The sequence below is a fragment of the Marinobacter sp. DS40M6 genome, assembly GCF_028581595.1.
Lineage (GTDB): Bacteria > Pseudomonadota > Gammaproteobacteria > Pseudomonadales > Oleiphilaceae > Marinobacter > Marinobacter salarius.
Map to the genome: position 1 here is coordinate 805,165 of NZ_JAFCAE010000001.1, position 16,143 is coordinate 821,307.

The window sequence follows — 16,143 nt, forward strand, 5'->3', positions numbered from 1 at the left end:
GCTCAGAAAACGCACGGAATGTTATTTCAGGAACGGACGGCATGTCTTATATCTCAGACAACATAGTGTCCAGAACAGGCGGTTGGCTGCTTTTTCTCTCCGTACTCGGGGCGTTGGCGATCTCTTTGCCCACTACCTATACGGTGAGGGGCGGCGCCCACTTCCTCCTGGTCATCGGGGTGATTGGTATCTGGCGGTACTCCGTTGGGTTTATCCACTTTTTGCGTGCGATGTATTTCCTTAAATGGGCATTCCCCAAGATTCGGCGCCGGGCAAAGGCGTTGGGCGAAGACGCCGCTCCGTCCCATGTCTATCTGATGGTGACCAGTTTCCGTATCGATGCCGACACCACGGCCATGGTTTACAACTCTATTATCCGCGAAGCGGTTGAGTGTGGTTGGCCGACAACGGTGGTGGCATCGGTGGTGGAGCTTTCCGATGAAATGCTCATGCGGGCAATGTGGCGGAAGCTTGACCCACCCAGCCACATCAGGCTCAAGATTGTGCGCATTCCGGGGACCGGTAAGCGGGATGGTCTGGCGTACGGCTTTCGTGCCATTTCACGGGATCTGCCTGACGAGAATGCCGTGGTGGCCGTGGTGGACGGCGATACCGTGCTGGAACCCGGAGTGGTACGTAAAACCGCCCCTTACTTCCGGTTGATGCCGAACATCGGCGCGCTGACCACCAACGAGTTTTGCGAGGTGCGCGGCAGCTATCTGATGTCTGAATGGCACAAGCTGAGGTTCGCCCAGCGCCACATGAATATGTGCTCGATGGGGCTGTCGTATCGGGTTTTGACGCTCACCGGTCGCATGTCGGTATTCCGGGCCAGCGTGGTTACGCGCCCGGAGTTCATCAGCGACGTGGAGTATGACTCCCTGAAGCACTGGCGGCTGGGCGAATTCCGCTTTCTGACCGGCGATGACAAGTCCAGCTGGTTCAGCATGATGCGCCTGGGCTACGACACCTTCTATGTGCCGGACGCCACGATTCGCACAGTGGAGCATCCACCTGATCCCAGCTTTATCCGTTCTGCCCGTCAGCTGATGTTTCGCTGGTATGGCAACTCCCTGCGGCAGAATTCACGGGCTACCAAGCTTGGCCCCCGGCGCCTTGGATGGTTTACCTGGTACGTGCTTTATGACCAGCGCATTTCAATGTGGACCAGCATCCTGGGGCTGACTGCGGCTATCGTCGCGTCCATCAAGTACTCCGGTATTGTGCTGGTGGCCTACCTGCTTTGGATTGGGCTTACCCGTTTGGTGCTGACGTTGCTGCTTATCACTACCGGACACTCGGTCGGGCCAGCCTATCCGTGCATTCTCTATTTCAACCAGATCTTCGGCTCGCTGGTGAAAATCTATGTCTTTTTCCGGCTCGACCGACAGTCGTGGACACGCCAGAAAACCCGGTTCAGCGCGAACAACGCGTCTTTCCAACAACGCATGAACCGTTGGTCGTCAAGAGTGATGACGATATCCGCAGGCAGTGTCTTTCTGGCGGTGGTGATGAAGCTGGTATAGCGCAAGGGGAGTTTTTCTTATGTACACCAATCATCGTTGGGACAACACACAAGGATCAAAGCAATGAATATGGCAGCAAGTAGGGCAGATATTGAACCGCAGTTTGTCCATGAATCCGAGGCACAGCGACAGTATGCCCGGGTAAGAATTCCGGCCAAGCTGTTTGTAAACCTTGGTGGCTCAACCCACAACTTTCCGGTGGCCGATCTTTCGGCCGGTGGGTTCAGTGTCAACACGGGCCTGGAGTCGTTTCGTCAGGGCCGGGTCTACAAGGGTCGCCTGGTGTTCAAGGTTGACGGCTTTGATCTTGCCATTGACGTGAACTTTGTCCCGCGCAGTTTCGATTCGATGAATGATCGCTGTGGGTGTGAGTTTCAGGATCTGGGAGCCCGGGAGGTTTCCGCCCTGAGATACCTCATTACCGCATTCCTCAGCGGTGAAGTGGTTTCCGCCGGCGATGTGCTCAACACGCTGTCCCGCGAAAACTTCACCAAGGCCCGCAAAGGCAAGGGCAGCAATGACCTTGGATTCTTCGGCAAGCTTCGCGCCATGGTCGGAAGCCTGATCGTGATGTTGATAGGTCTGTTTGCGATCAGCTTTGTGGTTTCCGAACTGTGGGACATCTACTTCGTAACCAAGGCGGAGTCCGCCATGGTGGCGTCGGAGCAGATTCCCCTGCGGATTCCCAAAGACGCAAAGGTTACAACGCTGGTCAAGCCTGGGCAGGAGGTCAAGGCGGGCGAGGCTATCGCTACTTTTGACGCGCCCATGATGTCTTATGTGAATGACCTGGTTGGAGAGGGCAACTACAGCGTCGGCCAGATCGAAGAGCTGTTGGACCAGCGGGTTCGGGGAACGATCACCAGCCCCTGTGACTGCAAGGTGGTGAACATGAGGCCGGCGGAAGACCAGTACATGAGCAAGGGTGAGCAGCTTGCGGTTATGGCGCCGATGGACTCGTCCGCCCACGTTGTTGCCAACTTCCCGTTTAACCAGGGTGAAAAGCTCGAAGAAGGGCAGCAGGTGATATTGCGGCTCCCCAACGGCAAGGAACAGACCGGGCACATTACGTCGCTGTATGTGAACTCCCAGGCTCAGGGCGGGCTGGTCGACGTTATCAGTGCGTCTATCGAATCCGCCGAACCGCTGCCGATTGAAGCAATCGGACGCCCCATTGGTGTCACGGTCGACCAGTTCCGGATGCCGAGCCTGCAGAAGGTTGTTGAACGGTTTTCGGAAGGTTGAGGGAGTTGCGGAGCATGAAGCGAGTAGCGTGCATTGCCGGTCTGTTCACTCTGGTGCTGTCTGGTTGTGGCAACCTGCCCGACATTCAGCGGGCTGAGAAGGCTGCTGCCGAAGGTGACGTTCAGGAGGCCCGGGCGCAGTTGGAAAAGCTGGCGAAGTTTGGCCTGGCGGACGCCCAGGTGGAGCTGGGGGATCTTTATGGTGCGCAGGACACACCGGAAGCACGCCAGAAGGCGCTGGATTGGTACAGGAAGGCCGCGGAGCAGGGTAGTGAACGAGCTGCTATCCGGATAGGCAAGATGAATGCGCGGGAAGGGGAAACCCCGGAGCAGCGGGCCAATGGCGCCCGTTACCTGCGCAAAGCGCTTGCGGAAGGTGATAAGACGGCGTTGATCCCGTTGATCAACCTGTACATCCATTTCCCCCGGGAGTTCCCCAACGGCAAACCGCTTGAGCTGATTCAGCAGGCCCGCGCCGCCGGAGATCCGAAAGGCGACGTGGCGCTGGCCCGTTACTACCTTCTGACCGGCCAGTTCGAGAATCATACGGACGAGATTGAAGGCCTGTGCGCGCCCATTGCCGAGGCCCAGCCCGAATGCTTCCAACTGCTCGCCAGAGTGTATCTGGTTGATGGCCGGAGTGAGGATCTGAAGGCACTTGTTGACCGGGCCAAGCAGGCCTGGGAGCAGGGCAGTATTGAAGATCGCGATCTGTACCTGTTCGCGCGGTGGTTGTCGGACGACGAAACCCCGCAAAAACAGGTGGCTGCCACCAACGAACTCTACCAGATGTTGACGCCCGACTACGTGCCCGCCCTGACGGCGCGCGCCAAGTTGATCATGGAGAACAACTACCTCGCTGAACCGGAGGTCGTTATCGAGATGCTTCGGGAGGCGCGAGCCAACGGTGACCTGAAGGCGTCGCTGTCACTGGCCCGGGCCTATGAGCGAGGCCGCATTGTGCCGACCGATCCGAAGAAGGCGATCGAGTACGCCATGGAAGCGCGTGAAAAATACCCCTCGGCGGAATACCTGCTCGGGCGCATCTACAAGCGTGGCTATCTCGGGGAGCCAGATCCCGAAAAGGCCAAGCAGCATCTTCTGACGGCGGCACGCCGAGGCTTTCCAAAGGCGGATTACGCCCTTGCCGAGCTTTACTGGGAAGCAAAAGGCATCGAGGTGAACCGTGTTTATGCCTGGAGTTTCGCGTTGCTGGCAGTGGAGGGCGGCGTTGAGCGTGCCAAAGAACTGATGGTGGATATGGTTCTGTCGCTACCCGAACACACCGAAAAGAGAGCTGAGGCCCTGTACAGGCAGGAACGTGCCGCGCGGCGACAGATGATCGCCGGAGGCACTTCAGGCCCGGCAACGACCACAAAACAAGGAGGATAAGCTCAATGCAGCTTATAACGAACTATCGATTAACTCGCCTCGCACTCTCTGTCAGTTGCCTGGCATCACTCGGCGTAGCGCCCGCCGTAGCGCAGTCTACAGACGAGGCGAACCAGAGTTATCCGCGGCTGGTTGAACAGAACATAAAGTCCAAGCTCAGTTTTATCAGCGAAGGCGACCGGCGCCTTGGACTGGGCTCCAATGGCGAGACCAAATCCAACGAAGCCGGCCTCGACATCAAGCCCGAGTGGGTCTGGCAACTGTCACCTCACTGGCGCTCAAAACTGCGTCTGCAGGCGTTTGGCGCAACCGGTCAGGTGGATGTTAGCGACGAAATCGGCGGCACGACCACCACCGACGGCTTTCTTGCGCTCAGGGAGGCTTGGCTGGATTACAACGGCCTGAGCGACTATCCCGGGGAGTCGATTCGCTTTGGCCGTGAGCGTCTGAAGGAAAACAGCGGTATGTGGTGGGACGACGATATTACCCTCACGCGCTGGATCTTCAACACATCGCTGCTGGACACCACCGTGGGTGTCGCCCAGAAGTTCGCCGAGTTGCGGACTGACAACAACGAACTTCAGGACGAAGAGCAGGACATTGCTCGATTTTTTGCCCATACACGCTGGCAGTGGCGGAAAGGTCACTACCTGGGCTTCCTGGTGACCCATGGCCAGGGCTACGGAGATCAGGCTGAAGAATACGCATTGCGAGGCCAGACGCTGGATGAAGGTTTCACGGACTCGCTGACCTGGACGGCCCTCCAGGCGGATCGGAGCTATTTCGATTGGCACTCCCACGATACGTTCCAGTATTTCGCGTCGGTTGCGGCAGTGAATGGTACGGACACTGTGGTCGGCACAGACCCCAGTGCGCCCAATGGCTTCAGCGATCGTGAACGCGATGTCTCCGGTTGGGCGGCAGACCTGGGCGCGCGTGCCCAATTGCTGGATACGCCCCGCTGGGTTGTCGGCGCTCACGGTGCCGTTGCGTCCGGTGGTGGTGAGCCTGGCGAAAGTGATGCCTTTCAGCAAACCAGCCTGGAAAGCAACCGCTCAAGGTTTACGGGAACCCGCTCCCAGGTGCCGCGGTTTGGTGAAGCCATTCAACCGGAGTGGAGCAATATCCGGGTCTTGACCTTCTACACCGCATTGTCTGACCGCGATACCTGGGACGCCAACCTGCTGTACCACCGTTACTGGCTGAGTGATGAGAACGGCGCCGTGCGTTCCGACCTGGTCGAGCCAGGCTTTACGGGCAGCAGTGATGACCTGGGCCAATCTGTGGATCTGGTATTGGGCTACTACGGCGATAGCGCTTCAACCTCCTGGGCGGCGTTTGATGTCCGTTTGCGTGGTGGCGTTTTCATGCCAGGGGATGCCTACGGCGAGGACGCAGATGACGCCAGGCATCGGGTAGTTGTAGACGTGTCGAAGCGGTTCTGAGGAGAACTCATGAAAATCCTGGAAACCCGATGGGCTTTTTGCCTTCTTACCACGGCGCTCATATTGCCGCTGAATGCGTTGGCTGCAGCCAGCGCCGACGATGGCAATGTGGTAAATGCGCCGCCGGCGATTGCGCCCTTGGAGGAAGACTATGGCATCGAGATAAAGTCTGGCGAGGAGCTGTATTTGCCTGAGCCTGAGATCCCTGATGTATCCGGCTATAGCCGTGACGCCATCGAGGCAAAGCTTGCCGGTCGGCAGGATTCCGCACCGAATGTAACGGTGGAACGTATGGGCGGGGTCAGTGCACTGGGGGATTTCGTGGACGAAGGGCGGGCGCGCGAGTGGGTGATCCGTCAGTTTTCACATCCTCAGGCGATTATGGTTAACAGCGGGAAGGTGACGCTGGAGGATGTCTATCGGCAGGTGAATGATCGTCGCTACATGGAACAGGTCGGCGATGGTACTTACATCATTCGTTTGCCGCTGGCGGTCAAACAAGAGGCCACCCTGGTTCTGCGCGATGAGACTCTGCGGCTGTCGGAGGAGCGTGGTTCGTTTATTGCCAACGACGGCTGGCTGTTTGCCATTGACAGCAAGATTATTGGGTGGCGCGAGGAGACCAATGGCCCGGCCACGTTCCAGAAGAAAAGCAACTTCCGTCCGTTCTATGTGGGCTGGGGCGGTAGCGAGAACTTTATTCTCGGCACCACCATGGCAAATCTGGGTTATCTCCAGAGTAAATCCTATGGGTTTACCGTGGCCCAGTACTCTGAGTACGACAACGCCCGTCTGCAGCGCAGCGCGCCCCATGCCTGGCTGGTGGAATCCACCTTCGAGGATCTCTACTACGGGTTTTACTGCTATGAGGCGGAAGACGTTGCCATCGTCGATAACGTCTACCGAGACAACATCGTGTATGGCATCGACCCCCATGACTACTCCAGCCGACTGCTGATTGCCAACAACGAGGTTTATGGCACCCGTGAGAAGCACGGCATCATCATCTCCCGCGAGGTAAATAACAGCTGGATTGTTGGAAACCGTAGCTACGACAACGGACTATCCGGCATCGTTCTGGATCGTCAGAGCTCCAACAACGTGGTGGCCAATAACGTTTCCTATGACAACCAGGGTGACGGTATCGGGCTCTACGAGTCGCCGGACAACCTGCTCTGGGGCAACCGGTTGATGAACAATTTGCGCAATGGCATCCGGGTCAGAAACAGCAGCAATGTGAATGTATACCACAACGTTGCGGTGCTCAACGGCACCTGGGGTATTTATGGTCAGTTGAAAGACCTGTCCGCCACCGACCGTAATTTCAAAGAAGACTTCTACTCCTACGAGGTGTCGATGAACGTGGTGGGCGGCGAACTAGCCTCCAACGCCAGCGGCCCCCTGTCGACCGACAACCCTGCTTACATCGCAATTTATGACGTTGGAATGCGATTCCCCAGGTCAGACGTGGGGATCCACTTCGAGGGTGTGCTTGGCAAATACCAGATGCAGATTTTTGACGCACTACGGAACCAGGGGCGTGCAGTATTCATAGAGCCCACGGCTGTGGTGTCGGGCCAGGTTACGCAGGCGGAGAACTGACATGGTTTTTTCATCCAATATCTTCCTGTTTCTGTTCCTGCCCGCCTTCCTGGGGCTGTATTACCTGACACCGTTCAGGCACCGCTCACTGGTTATCCTGATCGGCAGCTACGCCTTCTATGCTTGGTGGCGGGTGGATTTCCTGTTGCTGTTCGTGGCCGTGACCTTCTGGAACTATTTCATCGGCCTGGCAATACACCGCGCCGGTGTTGGCACCGCGAGTGCCCGCAAGTGGGTTGCCATCGGTGTTGGTGGTGACCTGGCGACGCTCGGCTACTTCAAGTACGCCAACTTTGGTGTCGACAGCCTGAACAACCTGCTGGTCAGCGCCGGCAGTCAGCCGCTGGAACTGGCGAATATCATCCTGCCCATCGGCATTTCCTTCTACATCTTCCAGGCCATTTCCTACGTGGTGGATGTCTATCGAGGGGATACGGAACCGACCCGGCGGTTTATTGATTTCGCGGCTTTCATTGCGTTGTTCCCCCAGCTTATTGCCGGGCCGGTGCTGCGTTACAAGGACCTGGCGGATCAGTTCACCTACCGCACCCATACCATGGAAAAGTTCGGTGAGGGCGCGTTCAGGTTCATGCAGGGCTTCATCAAGAAAGTCTTTATCGCCGACTCGATAGCGCCGCTGGCGGACAGTGCCTTTGCGTTGTCTGACCCCAGTACGGCGGATGCCTGGCTGGGCATCCTGGCGTACACCGCGCAGTTGTATTTCGACTTTTCCGGCTACTCCGATATGGCCATCGGCCTGGGTCTGATGATGGGCTTCCGGTTTAACGAGAACTTCAACCAGCCCTACATCAGCCAGAGCATTACCGAGTTCTGGCGTCGTTGGCACATCAGCCTGTCCACCTGGCTGCGGGATTACCTGTACATCCCCCTGGGCGGCAACCGCAACAGTACGGTCAAAACTTATCGCAACCTGCTACTCACCATGTTGCTCGGCGGCCTCTGGCACGGCGCCAACTGGACGTTCCTGTTGTGGGGTGCCTGGCACGGTCTGTTGCTGTCGGTGGAAAGGGCGCTGGGTGTGTCGGGCAGCCCGTCCGGGTTCCGGTTTTTCCGGTGGGCGCTGACCTTCCTGTTCGTGATGCTCGGCTGGGTCACCTTCAGGGCCAGCACGATCACCGAGGCCTTCGGTTTCTACGGTGCCATGTTCAGCTTCGACGGTGCCGGCCTGAGTGATGTCTTTGTCCAGGGCATCCGGGACCTGAACCTGGCGATCCTGGTGTTGGCTTTCGGAGTGATCGCGATGATGGGGCTGAAGGATCGGCTCGGGCATCGTGAGGTTGGCCCCATCCTGTCCGGCTGGCGGTCCGCCGCTGCGCCGTTGCTGGTTCCGGTGTTTGCGCTCGCCGTGTTGAAACTGTCCGCTGAGAGTTTCTCACCGTTCCTGTACTTCCAGTTCTGAGGGTGGATTTGATGACTAAAACGTCTGCACGAATCACAGCTGTTCTCTTCATCGCGCTGGTCCTGGTTCTGGGTGTGCTGTCCTTGCGGCCCTTGCTGGGTTACCAGGCCGAAACAGGGCTGAGCCCGGTCAACGGTGAGTTGGCCCGCAACCTGGAGAGCCATTACGACGATCAGTTCCCGGCGAAGGATCTGGGAACCAATCTCTGGGCCGCGATCAACTACACGCTCTTTGACGAGGGCCGGGAAGGCGTTGTCGTGGGACAAGACGAGTGGCTGTTTACCGATGAGGAAATCTACCCGGCCAGCCGTGACGGCGAGGTGGTCGATCGCAACCTGAGTCGTGTACAGCGCGTCGCCGACTATCTGTTGGCCGAGGGCGTTCCGCTGGTTGTGCTGGTGGTGCCCGCCAAGGCCCGAATCCATTCGGACATGCTGGGCAGTACGAAGCCCGAACCGACGATGATGTCACTGTACGACCGGTTCCAGCAGTCACTGGCGACAGCGGGCATTCCCGCGCCGGAGCTGAAACCGTTGTTGGAGCAGGCGACACGTCATGGAGAATCGGTGTTCCTGAGAACTGACACCCACTGGTCGCCGAACGGCGCAAACCTCTACGCGAAAGGCGCTGCCGAGTTCATCCGCGATCGCTTCAATGGCCTGTCCTGGGGCGAGCAGAGCTTTGTGACATCCATTGGCCAACCGGTCCAGCACCGTGGTGACCTGCTCAATTACATTCCAGTGGAGCCAGCGTTTACCGACTTCGGTCCTGCACCTGACCAACTGGAACCGAGAACGACGCGCGCCCAGAACGACGGCCAGGCGAACGCCAGCGCCCTGTTTGGCGATGACGTCACCAACACCGTTCTGGTTGGCACAAGTTACAGCGCCAATGAACAGTGGGATTTCCCCGGCGCCTTGCGAAAGCACCTGGGGCAGGACCTGATCAACGTGGCCGAAGAAGGCGACGGCCCTATCGTACCAATGATCGATTACCTGAACTCTTCCGATTTCCGGGATCAACCGCCGCAATTGGTGATCTGGGAATTTCCCGAGCGTTACCTGGCACAGCCACTGGAGTCCGAACAGGCCCAGGCTTGGTTCCGCCGGGCTGATAACACGCTGACCGCGCAAGCGGATAGCCGTTCTGAAACCAACCCCTGAGGATGATGAAAATGAGAGCACTGATGCATACCGCTTTTTTTGCCCTGATCAGCAGTTTGCTGGTCTCCATGAACATGGCCCAGGCCGGCGAGGACGCGCTTTATGCCGCAGAGGCACCGGACGGGGCGGCCTTCATTCGCGTGGTGAACGCGGATGCCAGCGGCGCCATTGCTCGCGCCTCTGTGGGCGACAAGGTGATCAAGGAAGTATCGCCGTTGGAGGCGAGCCCCTACATTTACCTTTCTGAGGGTAACTATCAGGTGGACGTTGCCGGTCAGAAGACGTCCGTCAACATGAAAAAGAACGAGTTCTACACCGTGGTTGTACTGGATTCCGGTGAGATGAAAGTGATGAAGGATGTCGCCTTCGACAACCCTCGCAAGGCACTGCTTTCATTCTACAACCTGACCAGCAATAGCAGGGTCACTCTGAAAACGTCCGACGGCAAGGTAGCCGTGATTGATGCAGTGGGCTCCCTTGATGTGGCCAATCGCGAAATCAACGCCGTCAGCATTGCGCTGGGCGCTTTCCAAAGCAACAAGGCGCTGGCAACCACCAGTGAAGTCAATCTGCAGCGCGGCAAGGTATTCAGCGTATTTGCCATCGACGTTGGTGGCGAGCCGAGGCTGGTTGTCGCTGAAAACCGAGTGGATACATCGGTATGAAGCAGGTGTTCAGAGGCCGTGGATTATGGGCGCTGGTTGCGCTCGGGCTGCTCAGCGTCGCGGGTGTAAAGGCCAGCGCCGCCGAGCTGCCCGAGTACAACATCGAACGCTGTTGTGACCTGTGCCCACTCACGGCATACCCATCCAGCTACGACACCGGTTATCTGAAGAACTTCAAGATGCTGGTTCAGGGCAAAGACGGTTGGCTGTTCCGTTCTGAAGCGGAACTGGTTGAGCAGTTCGGGCCGAACCTGGAAGGCTTGAAACACCTGAAGCGCTTTGCCAGGCACCTGAAGCAAACCACCGGTACCGAATTGGTGATGGTGTTCCAGCCGACAAAAGGCCTGGTTCATCCCAATCATCTGCCCGCGACATCGCCGGTGCCGTTCAGCTGGAACGTGGCCCGTAAAAATTACGCTGACGCGTTGATGCGTTTTCGCCAGGCAGGGCTGGTGGTTCCAGACCTGACGCCCCTTCTGGACGAAGAGACACGTGAAGACGCCTTCTTCTTTAAGCGGGATCACCACTGGACACCTTATGGCGCCCGGCGGACCGCGGAGGTCGTGGCGGAGCGAATCAAGGATATGCCGGCCTATCAGTCGTTGTCGCAGCAGGAATTCGTGACTCGTCGGTCCGGGTTGATCCGAAAGGACGGGTCGCTTCAGGACGCGGTTAAACGGATATGCGGTTTCGAGTACGGCTCGCAGTACGTGGACGAGTTTCGCACCGAGTCCTCCGGTACCGGCCAATCCGCTGAAGCCAGCGCCCTGTTTGGCGACCAGGACTTGCCCCCCATCACCCTGGTGGGCACCAGTAACAGTAAGGGTGCCCAGGACTACAACTTTGTCGGGGCGCTGCAGGAGTTTCTGGGTGTCGAGGTGCTCAACGTGGCGGTTGCCGGCGGTAGCTACGACGGCTCCATGTTCGAATACCTGCTTTCCGACAACTTCCGGGAGTCGCCACCCAAGATCATGATCTGGGAGGTGCCCGGTTACCACAACCTCGACAGTGCGGAGTTCTATCGGCAGGTCACACCGATGATCAGTGGTGCCTGTGAGAGCCAGGAGCCGGTGTTGCAGAAAACCACGCCGGTCAAGGCCGGCACCACCGAAGTGCTCTACAACGGCGGTGGACAGTTCATCGAAATGCCGAGCAACGAGTACGTCGTCGACCTGCAGTTCAGTGACCCGGGGGTGAAAGAGGTTGATGCCTTCATCTGGTACGTGTTCGGGCGCAAGGACCGCGTGGATATGGAGTACGGCGATCGGGTTGAAACCCCTGGCCGGTTTGTCTTCGAGCTCCCGGAAGGGCCGAACTGGAACGATGAAATGTTCATGTCGCTGGACCTCGCGCTGAAACCGGAGCAGGTCTCGGAAGGCTTAACGGTAACCACGAAAATCTGTCGCCGTCAGGACATCTGACGCACATTCATCCAACGCATAGAGAGGATGGTTATGCGAATCCAACAACGCTCTGAACATCGACAATGGGGCCGGGTGCTGCTGTCTGCGGCGATAACCGCCGTCTTTGGTGTGAGTAGCGTTCACGCCGGGCAGTGCCTGAACGGACAACTGCGTGCTCCGGTGGGCTATTACCAGACGCCGGAAGACAAGGATGGCGGTGACTACGACTGCGAGCGGGTGGAGCCGCACGTCGGCTCGCTGTCGCTGACCAGTAAGTACAAGGGCAGTGACAGCGCTCGCAACAATCTGAACAAGCAGGCCTATGAAGAGTACAAGAAGGCCACCAGCAACGTGCGTGATTTCGAGAAGGCTGTTATCGCTGCCGCCGATGACTACCAGGTTGATGGTGATGGCCCCGAAGCGCTGGATTGCGTATTGGACAACCTCGACGCGTGGGCATCATCGGATGCCCTGTTGACGGATGACATCAATCACGTCGGTCAGGCGGTACGCAAATGGGCACTGGCAGCCGCTGCGAACGCCTATCTCAGGATGTGGACGTCGGCGCCGGAGGCCGCCATGGATCTGGAGCGGGCGCGCCGAATTGAAGACTGGTTTCTGCGCTTGAGTGATGGGGTCCGTGATTACTACACGGATCGAAAAGCCAAGAAGGTCAACAACCATGATTACTGGGCCGCCTGGGCCGTGATGTCGGCATCGGTGGCAACCCAGGACTGCGACGACTGGAACTGGTCGCTGGCCAAGTTCGATGAAGCCATGGGGCAGATCAATGAGGACGGTTACCTGCCCAAGGAACTCAGCCGGGAAACCCGGGCCTTGGAATACATGAACTACGCCATGCAGCCCCTGACCATGATCGCGCTGTTTGCCGAGGTCAATGGCAACTCTGTTTACGAGCGTTACCAGGACCAGTTTACGAAAATGGCCGGAAATGTCGTCGCGGGGCTGGATGATCCGGAACGAATTGAAGACATCACCGGAGACGAGCAGATTGTCGACGGGCTTTATAAGGCCTGGTCCCTGGCCTGGATGGAACCCTGGCAGGCCGCCTGGGGACCTGTTGAGGGAATGCCCGCCTTTCTGGATGAACTTCGGCCGATGAAATCCACCCGTCTGGGTGGCGATATTTCCTATCTGTACGGCATTAACCCGCTGTGGCCCGAGGGCGCGCAGCCGGATCCACCCAGCAACATCACCCTAAGTAAACGGTTCTAACGGGCCCTGGTTCAAGGGTCCAGATTAATACGCCAACGGACGTCCCTGTGGTACGTCTTTGTAGAGCAAAGGAGCAGAACGATGATTCCAGTCATACTCTCAGGTGGTAACGGTTCACGGCTTTGGCCCCTCTCGCGCCAGGCCTATCCCAAGCAGTTCCTCCCATTGGTGGGGGAACAAAGTATGTTGCAGGAAACTCTGTGCCGGCTGCCGGTCGACGACGCCGAGTCGCCGGTTGTGGTGGCCAACGATGAGCACCGCTTTATTGTCAAAGAGCAGTTGGAGGCCATAGGCCGTCAACCGTTGTCGATATTGCTGGAGCCGTTTGGCCGCAACACCGCCCCGGCGGTCGCGATGGCCGCTATCGAAGTGGCGCGAAAAGATCCCAAAGCCATCATGCTGGTGTTGCCCGCGGATCATGCCATTGAAAATGTCGAGGCGTTCCAGCGGGCTGTTGCCCAGGGACAGGAAGCCGCCAGGTCCGGAGGGTTGGTGCTGTTTGGTATTACGCCAACCCGGCCGGAGACTGGCTACGGCTATATCGCTGCTGGCCAGTCCGGAGAGGCGCCCGGCGCTGCCCGGCCGGTGTCCCGCTTTATCGAGAAGCCGGACGCCGAAAAAGCCGCCGCGCTGCTGTCTGCCGGTGGTTACTACTGGAACAGCGGCATGTTCATGTTCCGGGCCGACAGCTACCTGGCGGAACTGAAGAAACACAGCCCGGACATTTACGACACCTGTCTTCTGGCCGCCCGAAGCCTCGAGCGCGACATGGATTTCACCCGTATTCCCGCCGAGATATTCGAGCATTGCCCGGACGATTCCATTGACTACGCAGTGATGGAGAAAACATCGAAAGCCTTGTTGGTGCCGATGGATGCAGGCTGGAGCGACGTTGGCTCCTGGTCCACGATCTGGGATGTGACCGACAAGGACGAGAACGCCAATGCCATCCTGGGTGATGCCTGCCTGGAAGACAGTAACAACTGCCTGGTGCACACCTCGGACAAGCTGGTGGCCATGTTGGGCGTGAAAGACCTGGTGGTGGTCGACACCAAGGATGCGTTGATGGTTGCCCACAAGGACAAGGTGCAGGACGTCAAGAAACTGGTGAAGCGGCTGAACGGTGACCAGCGCTCGGAAACCCGCACGCACAGGCAGGTGTATCGCCCGTGGGGCAGCTACGACAGCATCGACATGGGCAACCGTTTTCAGGTGAAGCGCATAAGCGTCAAGCCGGGCGAGAAGCTGTCGTTGCAGAAGCACCATCACCGGGCTGAGCACTGGATCATCGTCAAGGGTACTGCCGAAGTGACCCGTGACGAGGAAACGTTCCTGCTGTCCGAGAACCAGTCCACCTACATACCTATCGGCGCGGTACACCGGCTGTTCAATCCCGGCCGCATTCCCCTAGAGCTGATTGAAGTCCAGTCCGGCGCCTACCTTGGCGAGGATGACATTGAACGCCTGGACGACCGGTACGGTCGCGCGGCGCCCACCCCGGACGTGGAGGAAGAGCAGATTCCGGTGATGTCGGAAAAGGTATAGGGCCAACGCGGTCCGCTTTGCAAAACCGCCAGGGGCAGCAGGGTGGGCCGCGCCATTGATCGAAGGTTAGACGGAGAAACAGCTATGGACGTGTCCTGTTTTAAGGCTTATGACCTGCGCGGCCGGGTTCCCGACCAGTTGAATCCTGAACTGGCAGAGCGAATCGGGCGTGCTTACGTGGAGCTGACAAGTGCCCGCCGGGTTGTGGTGGGGTATGACATCCGGTTATCCAGCCCGGAGATTGCAGAAGCGTTGACCATCGGGCTCAGGGCGGCGGGGGCAGATGTCTATGACATCGGTCTTTGCGGTACCGAACAGATCTACTTTGCCACCAGTCATTACAGTATGGATGGCGGCATTATGGTGACGGCCAGCCACAACCCCAAGGATCACAATGGTATGAAGCTGGTCGGCCGCGAATCGCGCCCCATCAGCTCGGATAACGGCCTGAACACCATCCGTGACAGAGTCTCTCAGCCGTTTATGGATGCTGCCATTCCCGGGCGCCTGGAAAGCCTGTCAGTGGAGGCCGACTATATCCATCACTTGCTGGGATACATCGACGGCACCACGATTGGCCCTCTGAAGGTGGTGGTTAACGCGGGCAATGGCGGTGCGGGCCCGGTCATCGACGCGTTGTCACGATGGCTGCCCTTTGATTTCGTACAACTGCATCACGAACCCGACGGGCACTTCCCGAACGGGGTTCCCAATCCCCTGCTGGAGGAAAACCGGGCGGTAACGGCTGAGGCGGTTCTGCGCGAAGGGGCCGACATGGGGATCGCCTGGGACGGCGACTACGACCGCTGTTTTTTCTTTGATGAAAATGGCCGGTTTATCGAAGGCTATTACATCGTGGGCCTGTTGGCGGACCAGTTCCTGCAGAAGGTAGACGGCGGCAAGATCATTCACGACCCGCGGCTGACCTGGAACACCCAGGAGTTGGTTCGAAAGGCTGGCGGAACACCTATCGAAAGCAAAACCGGACACGCGTTCATCAAACAGCGCATGCGCGAGGAAGATGCCCTGTATGGGGGTGAAATGAGTGCCCACCACTACTTCCGGGACTTCGCCTACTGCGACAGCGGCATGATTCCATGGCTGCTGGTTGCCGAACGCCTGTGCCAGACCGGGCAGCCGTTATCGTCGCTGATCGACGCCCGCATTGACGCTTTCCCCGCCAGTGGGGAGATTAACCGCACGGTGGATGATCCGGCCCGGTTGCTTGCGGTGATCGAGGAGATCTATGGTGCCGATGCGGTATCTGTGGGACACGTTGATGGCCTGAGTGTTGAGTTTGAACGCTGGCGGTTCAATCTCCGGATGTCGAACACGGAGCCGCTGGTGCGGCTGAATGTGGAGTCACGAGGGGACATTGCCCTGATGAAGGAAAAGACCTCGGAGCTGCTGGCGGAAATGGCGCGGCTGGATCAGCCGGATACCCGTCGAACGGCTGCGGGGGCTCGCTGAAACGTCGGCTGTGCCCTATAGTCAGGTGTTGG

General features: G+C 58.3%; 12 protein-coding genes. All 12 read left to right on the forward strand.

The features are described 5' to 3' along the window. The first annotated feature begins 41 nt into the window (after positions 1–41). The 12 genes from JJO78_RS03625 to JJO78_RS03680 all read left to right on the forward strand — a co-directional run bounded on the left by JJO78_RS03625 (position 42) and on the right by JJO78_RS03680 (position 16,111). A complete protein-coding gene (locus JJO78_RS03625; RefSeq protein ID WP_041334401.1) occupies positions 42–1,526 on the forward strand; it encodes a glycosyltransferase family 2 protein in 1,485 nt (494 codons plus the stop codon). A gap of 63 nt (positions 1,527–1,589) precedes the next feature. Next, on the forward strand, positions 1,590–2,771 hold the full coding sequence (locus JJO78_RS03630) for a PilZ domain-containing protein (RefSeq protein WP_051946516.1): 1,182 nt from the start codon (positions 1,590–1,592) through the stop codon (positions 2,769–2,771). Between the two features lie 14 nt (positions 2,772–2,785). Further along, on the forward strand, positions 2,786–4,162 hold the full coding sequence (locus tag JJO78_RS03635) for a tetratricopeptide repeat protein (RefSeq protein ID WP_075195363.1): 1,377 nt from the start codon (positions 2,786–2,788) through the stop codon (positions 4,160–4,162). 5 nt (positions 4,163–4,167) lie between these two features. Continuing rightward, the gene (locus tag JJO78_RS03640; RefSeq protein WP_075195362.1) at positions 4,168–5,607 is read left to right on the forward strand and encodes an alginate export family protein; all 1,440 of its coding nucleotides are present in this window, start codon (positions 4,168–4,170) and stop codon (positions 5,605–5,607) included. A gap of 9 nt (positions 5,608–5,616) precedes the next feature. Next, on the forward strand, positions 5,617–7,209 hold the full coding sequence (locus JJO78_RS03645) for a right-handed parallel beta-helix repeat-containing protein (protein WP_075195361.1): 1,593 nt from the start codon (positions 5,617–5,619) through the stop codon (positions 7,207–7,209). A 1-nt stretch (position 7,210) separates the two neighbouring features. Further along, entirely contained in the window at positions 7,211–8,629 is a 1,419-nt protein-coding gene (locus tag JJO78_RS03650) for an MBOAT family O-acyltransferase (RefSeq protein ID WP_075195360.1), read from the forward strand. Between the two features lie 11 nt (positions 8,630–8,640). After that, on the forward strand, positions 8,641–9,792 hold the full coding sequence (locus tag JJO78_RS03655) for an alginate O-acetyltransferase (protein ID WP_075195359.1): 1,152 nt from the start codon (positions 8,641–8,643) through the stop codon (positions 9,790–9,792). Between the two features lie 11 nt (positions 9,793–9,803). Continuing rightward, positions 9,804–10,457, forward strand: coding sequence for an alginate O-acetyltransferase AlgF (locus JJO78_RS03660; protein WP_273622792.1), 654 nt, complete (start codon positions 9,804–9,806; stop codon positions 10,455–10,457). Continuing rightward, positions 10,454–11,878: an alginate O-acetyltransferase AlgX-related protein gene (locus JJO78_RS03665; protein WP_075195358.1), complete on the forward strand. Its 1,425-nt coding sequence runs from the start codon at positions 10,454–10,456 to the stop codon at positions 11,876–11,878. Before JJO78_RS03660 ends, JJO78_RS03665 begins: the two co-directional genes overlap by 4 nt. 33 nt (positions 11,879–11,911) lie before the next feature. Then, complete coding sequence (locus JJO78_RS03670) at positions 11,912–13,096, forward strand: alginate lyase family protein (protein WP_157665625.1); 1,185 nt, start codon at positions 11,912–11,914, stop codon at positions 13,094–13,096. Between the two features lie 81 nt (positions 13,097–13,177). Further along, positions 13,178–14,641, forward strand: a complete 1,464-nt coding sequence (locus tag JJO78_RS03675) for a mannose-1-phosphate guanylyltransferase/mannose-6-phosphate isomerase (RefSeq protein ID WP_036202691.1) — start codon at positions 13,178–13,180, stop codon at positions 14,639–14,641. Positions 14,642–14,725: 84 nt separating this feature from the next. Further along, the gene (locus JJO78_RS03680; RefSeq protein ID WP_041334423.1) at positions 14,726–16,111 is read left to right on the forward strand and encodes a phosphomannomutase/phosphoglucomutase; all 1,386 of its coding nucleotides are present in this window, start codon (positions 14,726–14,728) and stop codon (positions 16,109–16,111) included. Positions 16,112–16,143: the final 32 nt, after the last annotated feature.

Excerpts from the sequence above, each read along its gene's own strand:
- JJO78_RS03625 (WP_041334401.1), top strand. The coding sequence starts at position 42 with ATGTCTTATATCTCAGACAACATAGTGTCCAGAACAGGCGGTTGGCTG.
- JJO78_RS03630 (WP_051946516.1), top strand. The coding sequence starts at position 1,590 with ATGAATATGGCAGCAAGTAGGGCAGATATTGAACCGCAGTTTGTCCAT.
- JJO78_RS03635 (WP_075195363.1), top strand. The coding sequence starts at position 2,786 with ATGAAGCGAGTAGCGTGCATTGCCGGTCTGTTCACTCTGGTGCTGTCT.
- JJO78_RS03640 (WP_075195362.1), top strand. The coding sequence starts at position 4,168 with ATGCAGCTTATAACGAACTATCGATTAACTCGCCTCGCACTCTCTGTC.
- JJO78_RS03645 (WP_075195361.1), top strand. The coding sequence starts at position 5,617 with ATGAAAATCCTGGAAACCCGATGGGCTTTTTGCCTTCTTACCACGGCG.
- JJO78_RS03650 (WP_075195360.1), top strand. The coding sequence starts at position 7,211 with ATGGTTTTTTCATCCAATATCTTCCTGTTTCTGTTCCTGCCCGCCTTC.
- JJO78_RS03655 (WP_075195359.1), top strand. The coding sequence starts at position 8,641 with ATGACTAAAACGTCTGCACGAATCACAGCTGTTCTCTTCATCGCGCTG.
- JJO78_RS03660 (WP_273622792.1), top strand. The coding sequence starts at position 9,804 with ATGAGAGCACTGATGCATACCGCTTTTTTTGCCCTGATCAGCAGTTTG.
- JJO78_RS03665 (WP_075195358.1), top strand. The coding sequence starts at position 10,454 with ATGAAGCAGGTGTTCAGAGGCCGTGGATTATGGGCGCTGGTTGCGCTC.
- JJO78_RS03670 (WP_157665625.1), top strand. The coding sequence starts at position 11,912 with ATGCGAATCCAACAACGCTCTGAACATCGACAATGGGGCCGGGTGCTG.
- JJO78_RS03675 (WP_036202691.1), top strand. The coding sequence starts at position 13,178 with ATGATTCCAGTCATACTCTCAGGTGGTAACGGTTCACGGCTTTGGCCC.
- JJO78_RS03680 (WP_041334423.1), top strand. The coding sequence starts at position 14,726 with ATGGACGTGTCCTGTTTTAAGGCTTATGACCTGCGCGGCCGGGTTCCC.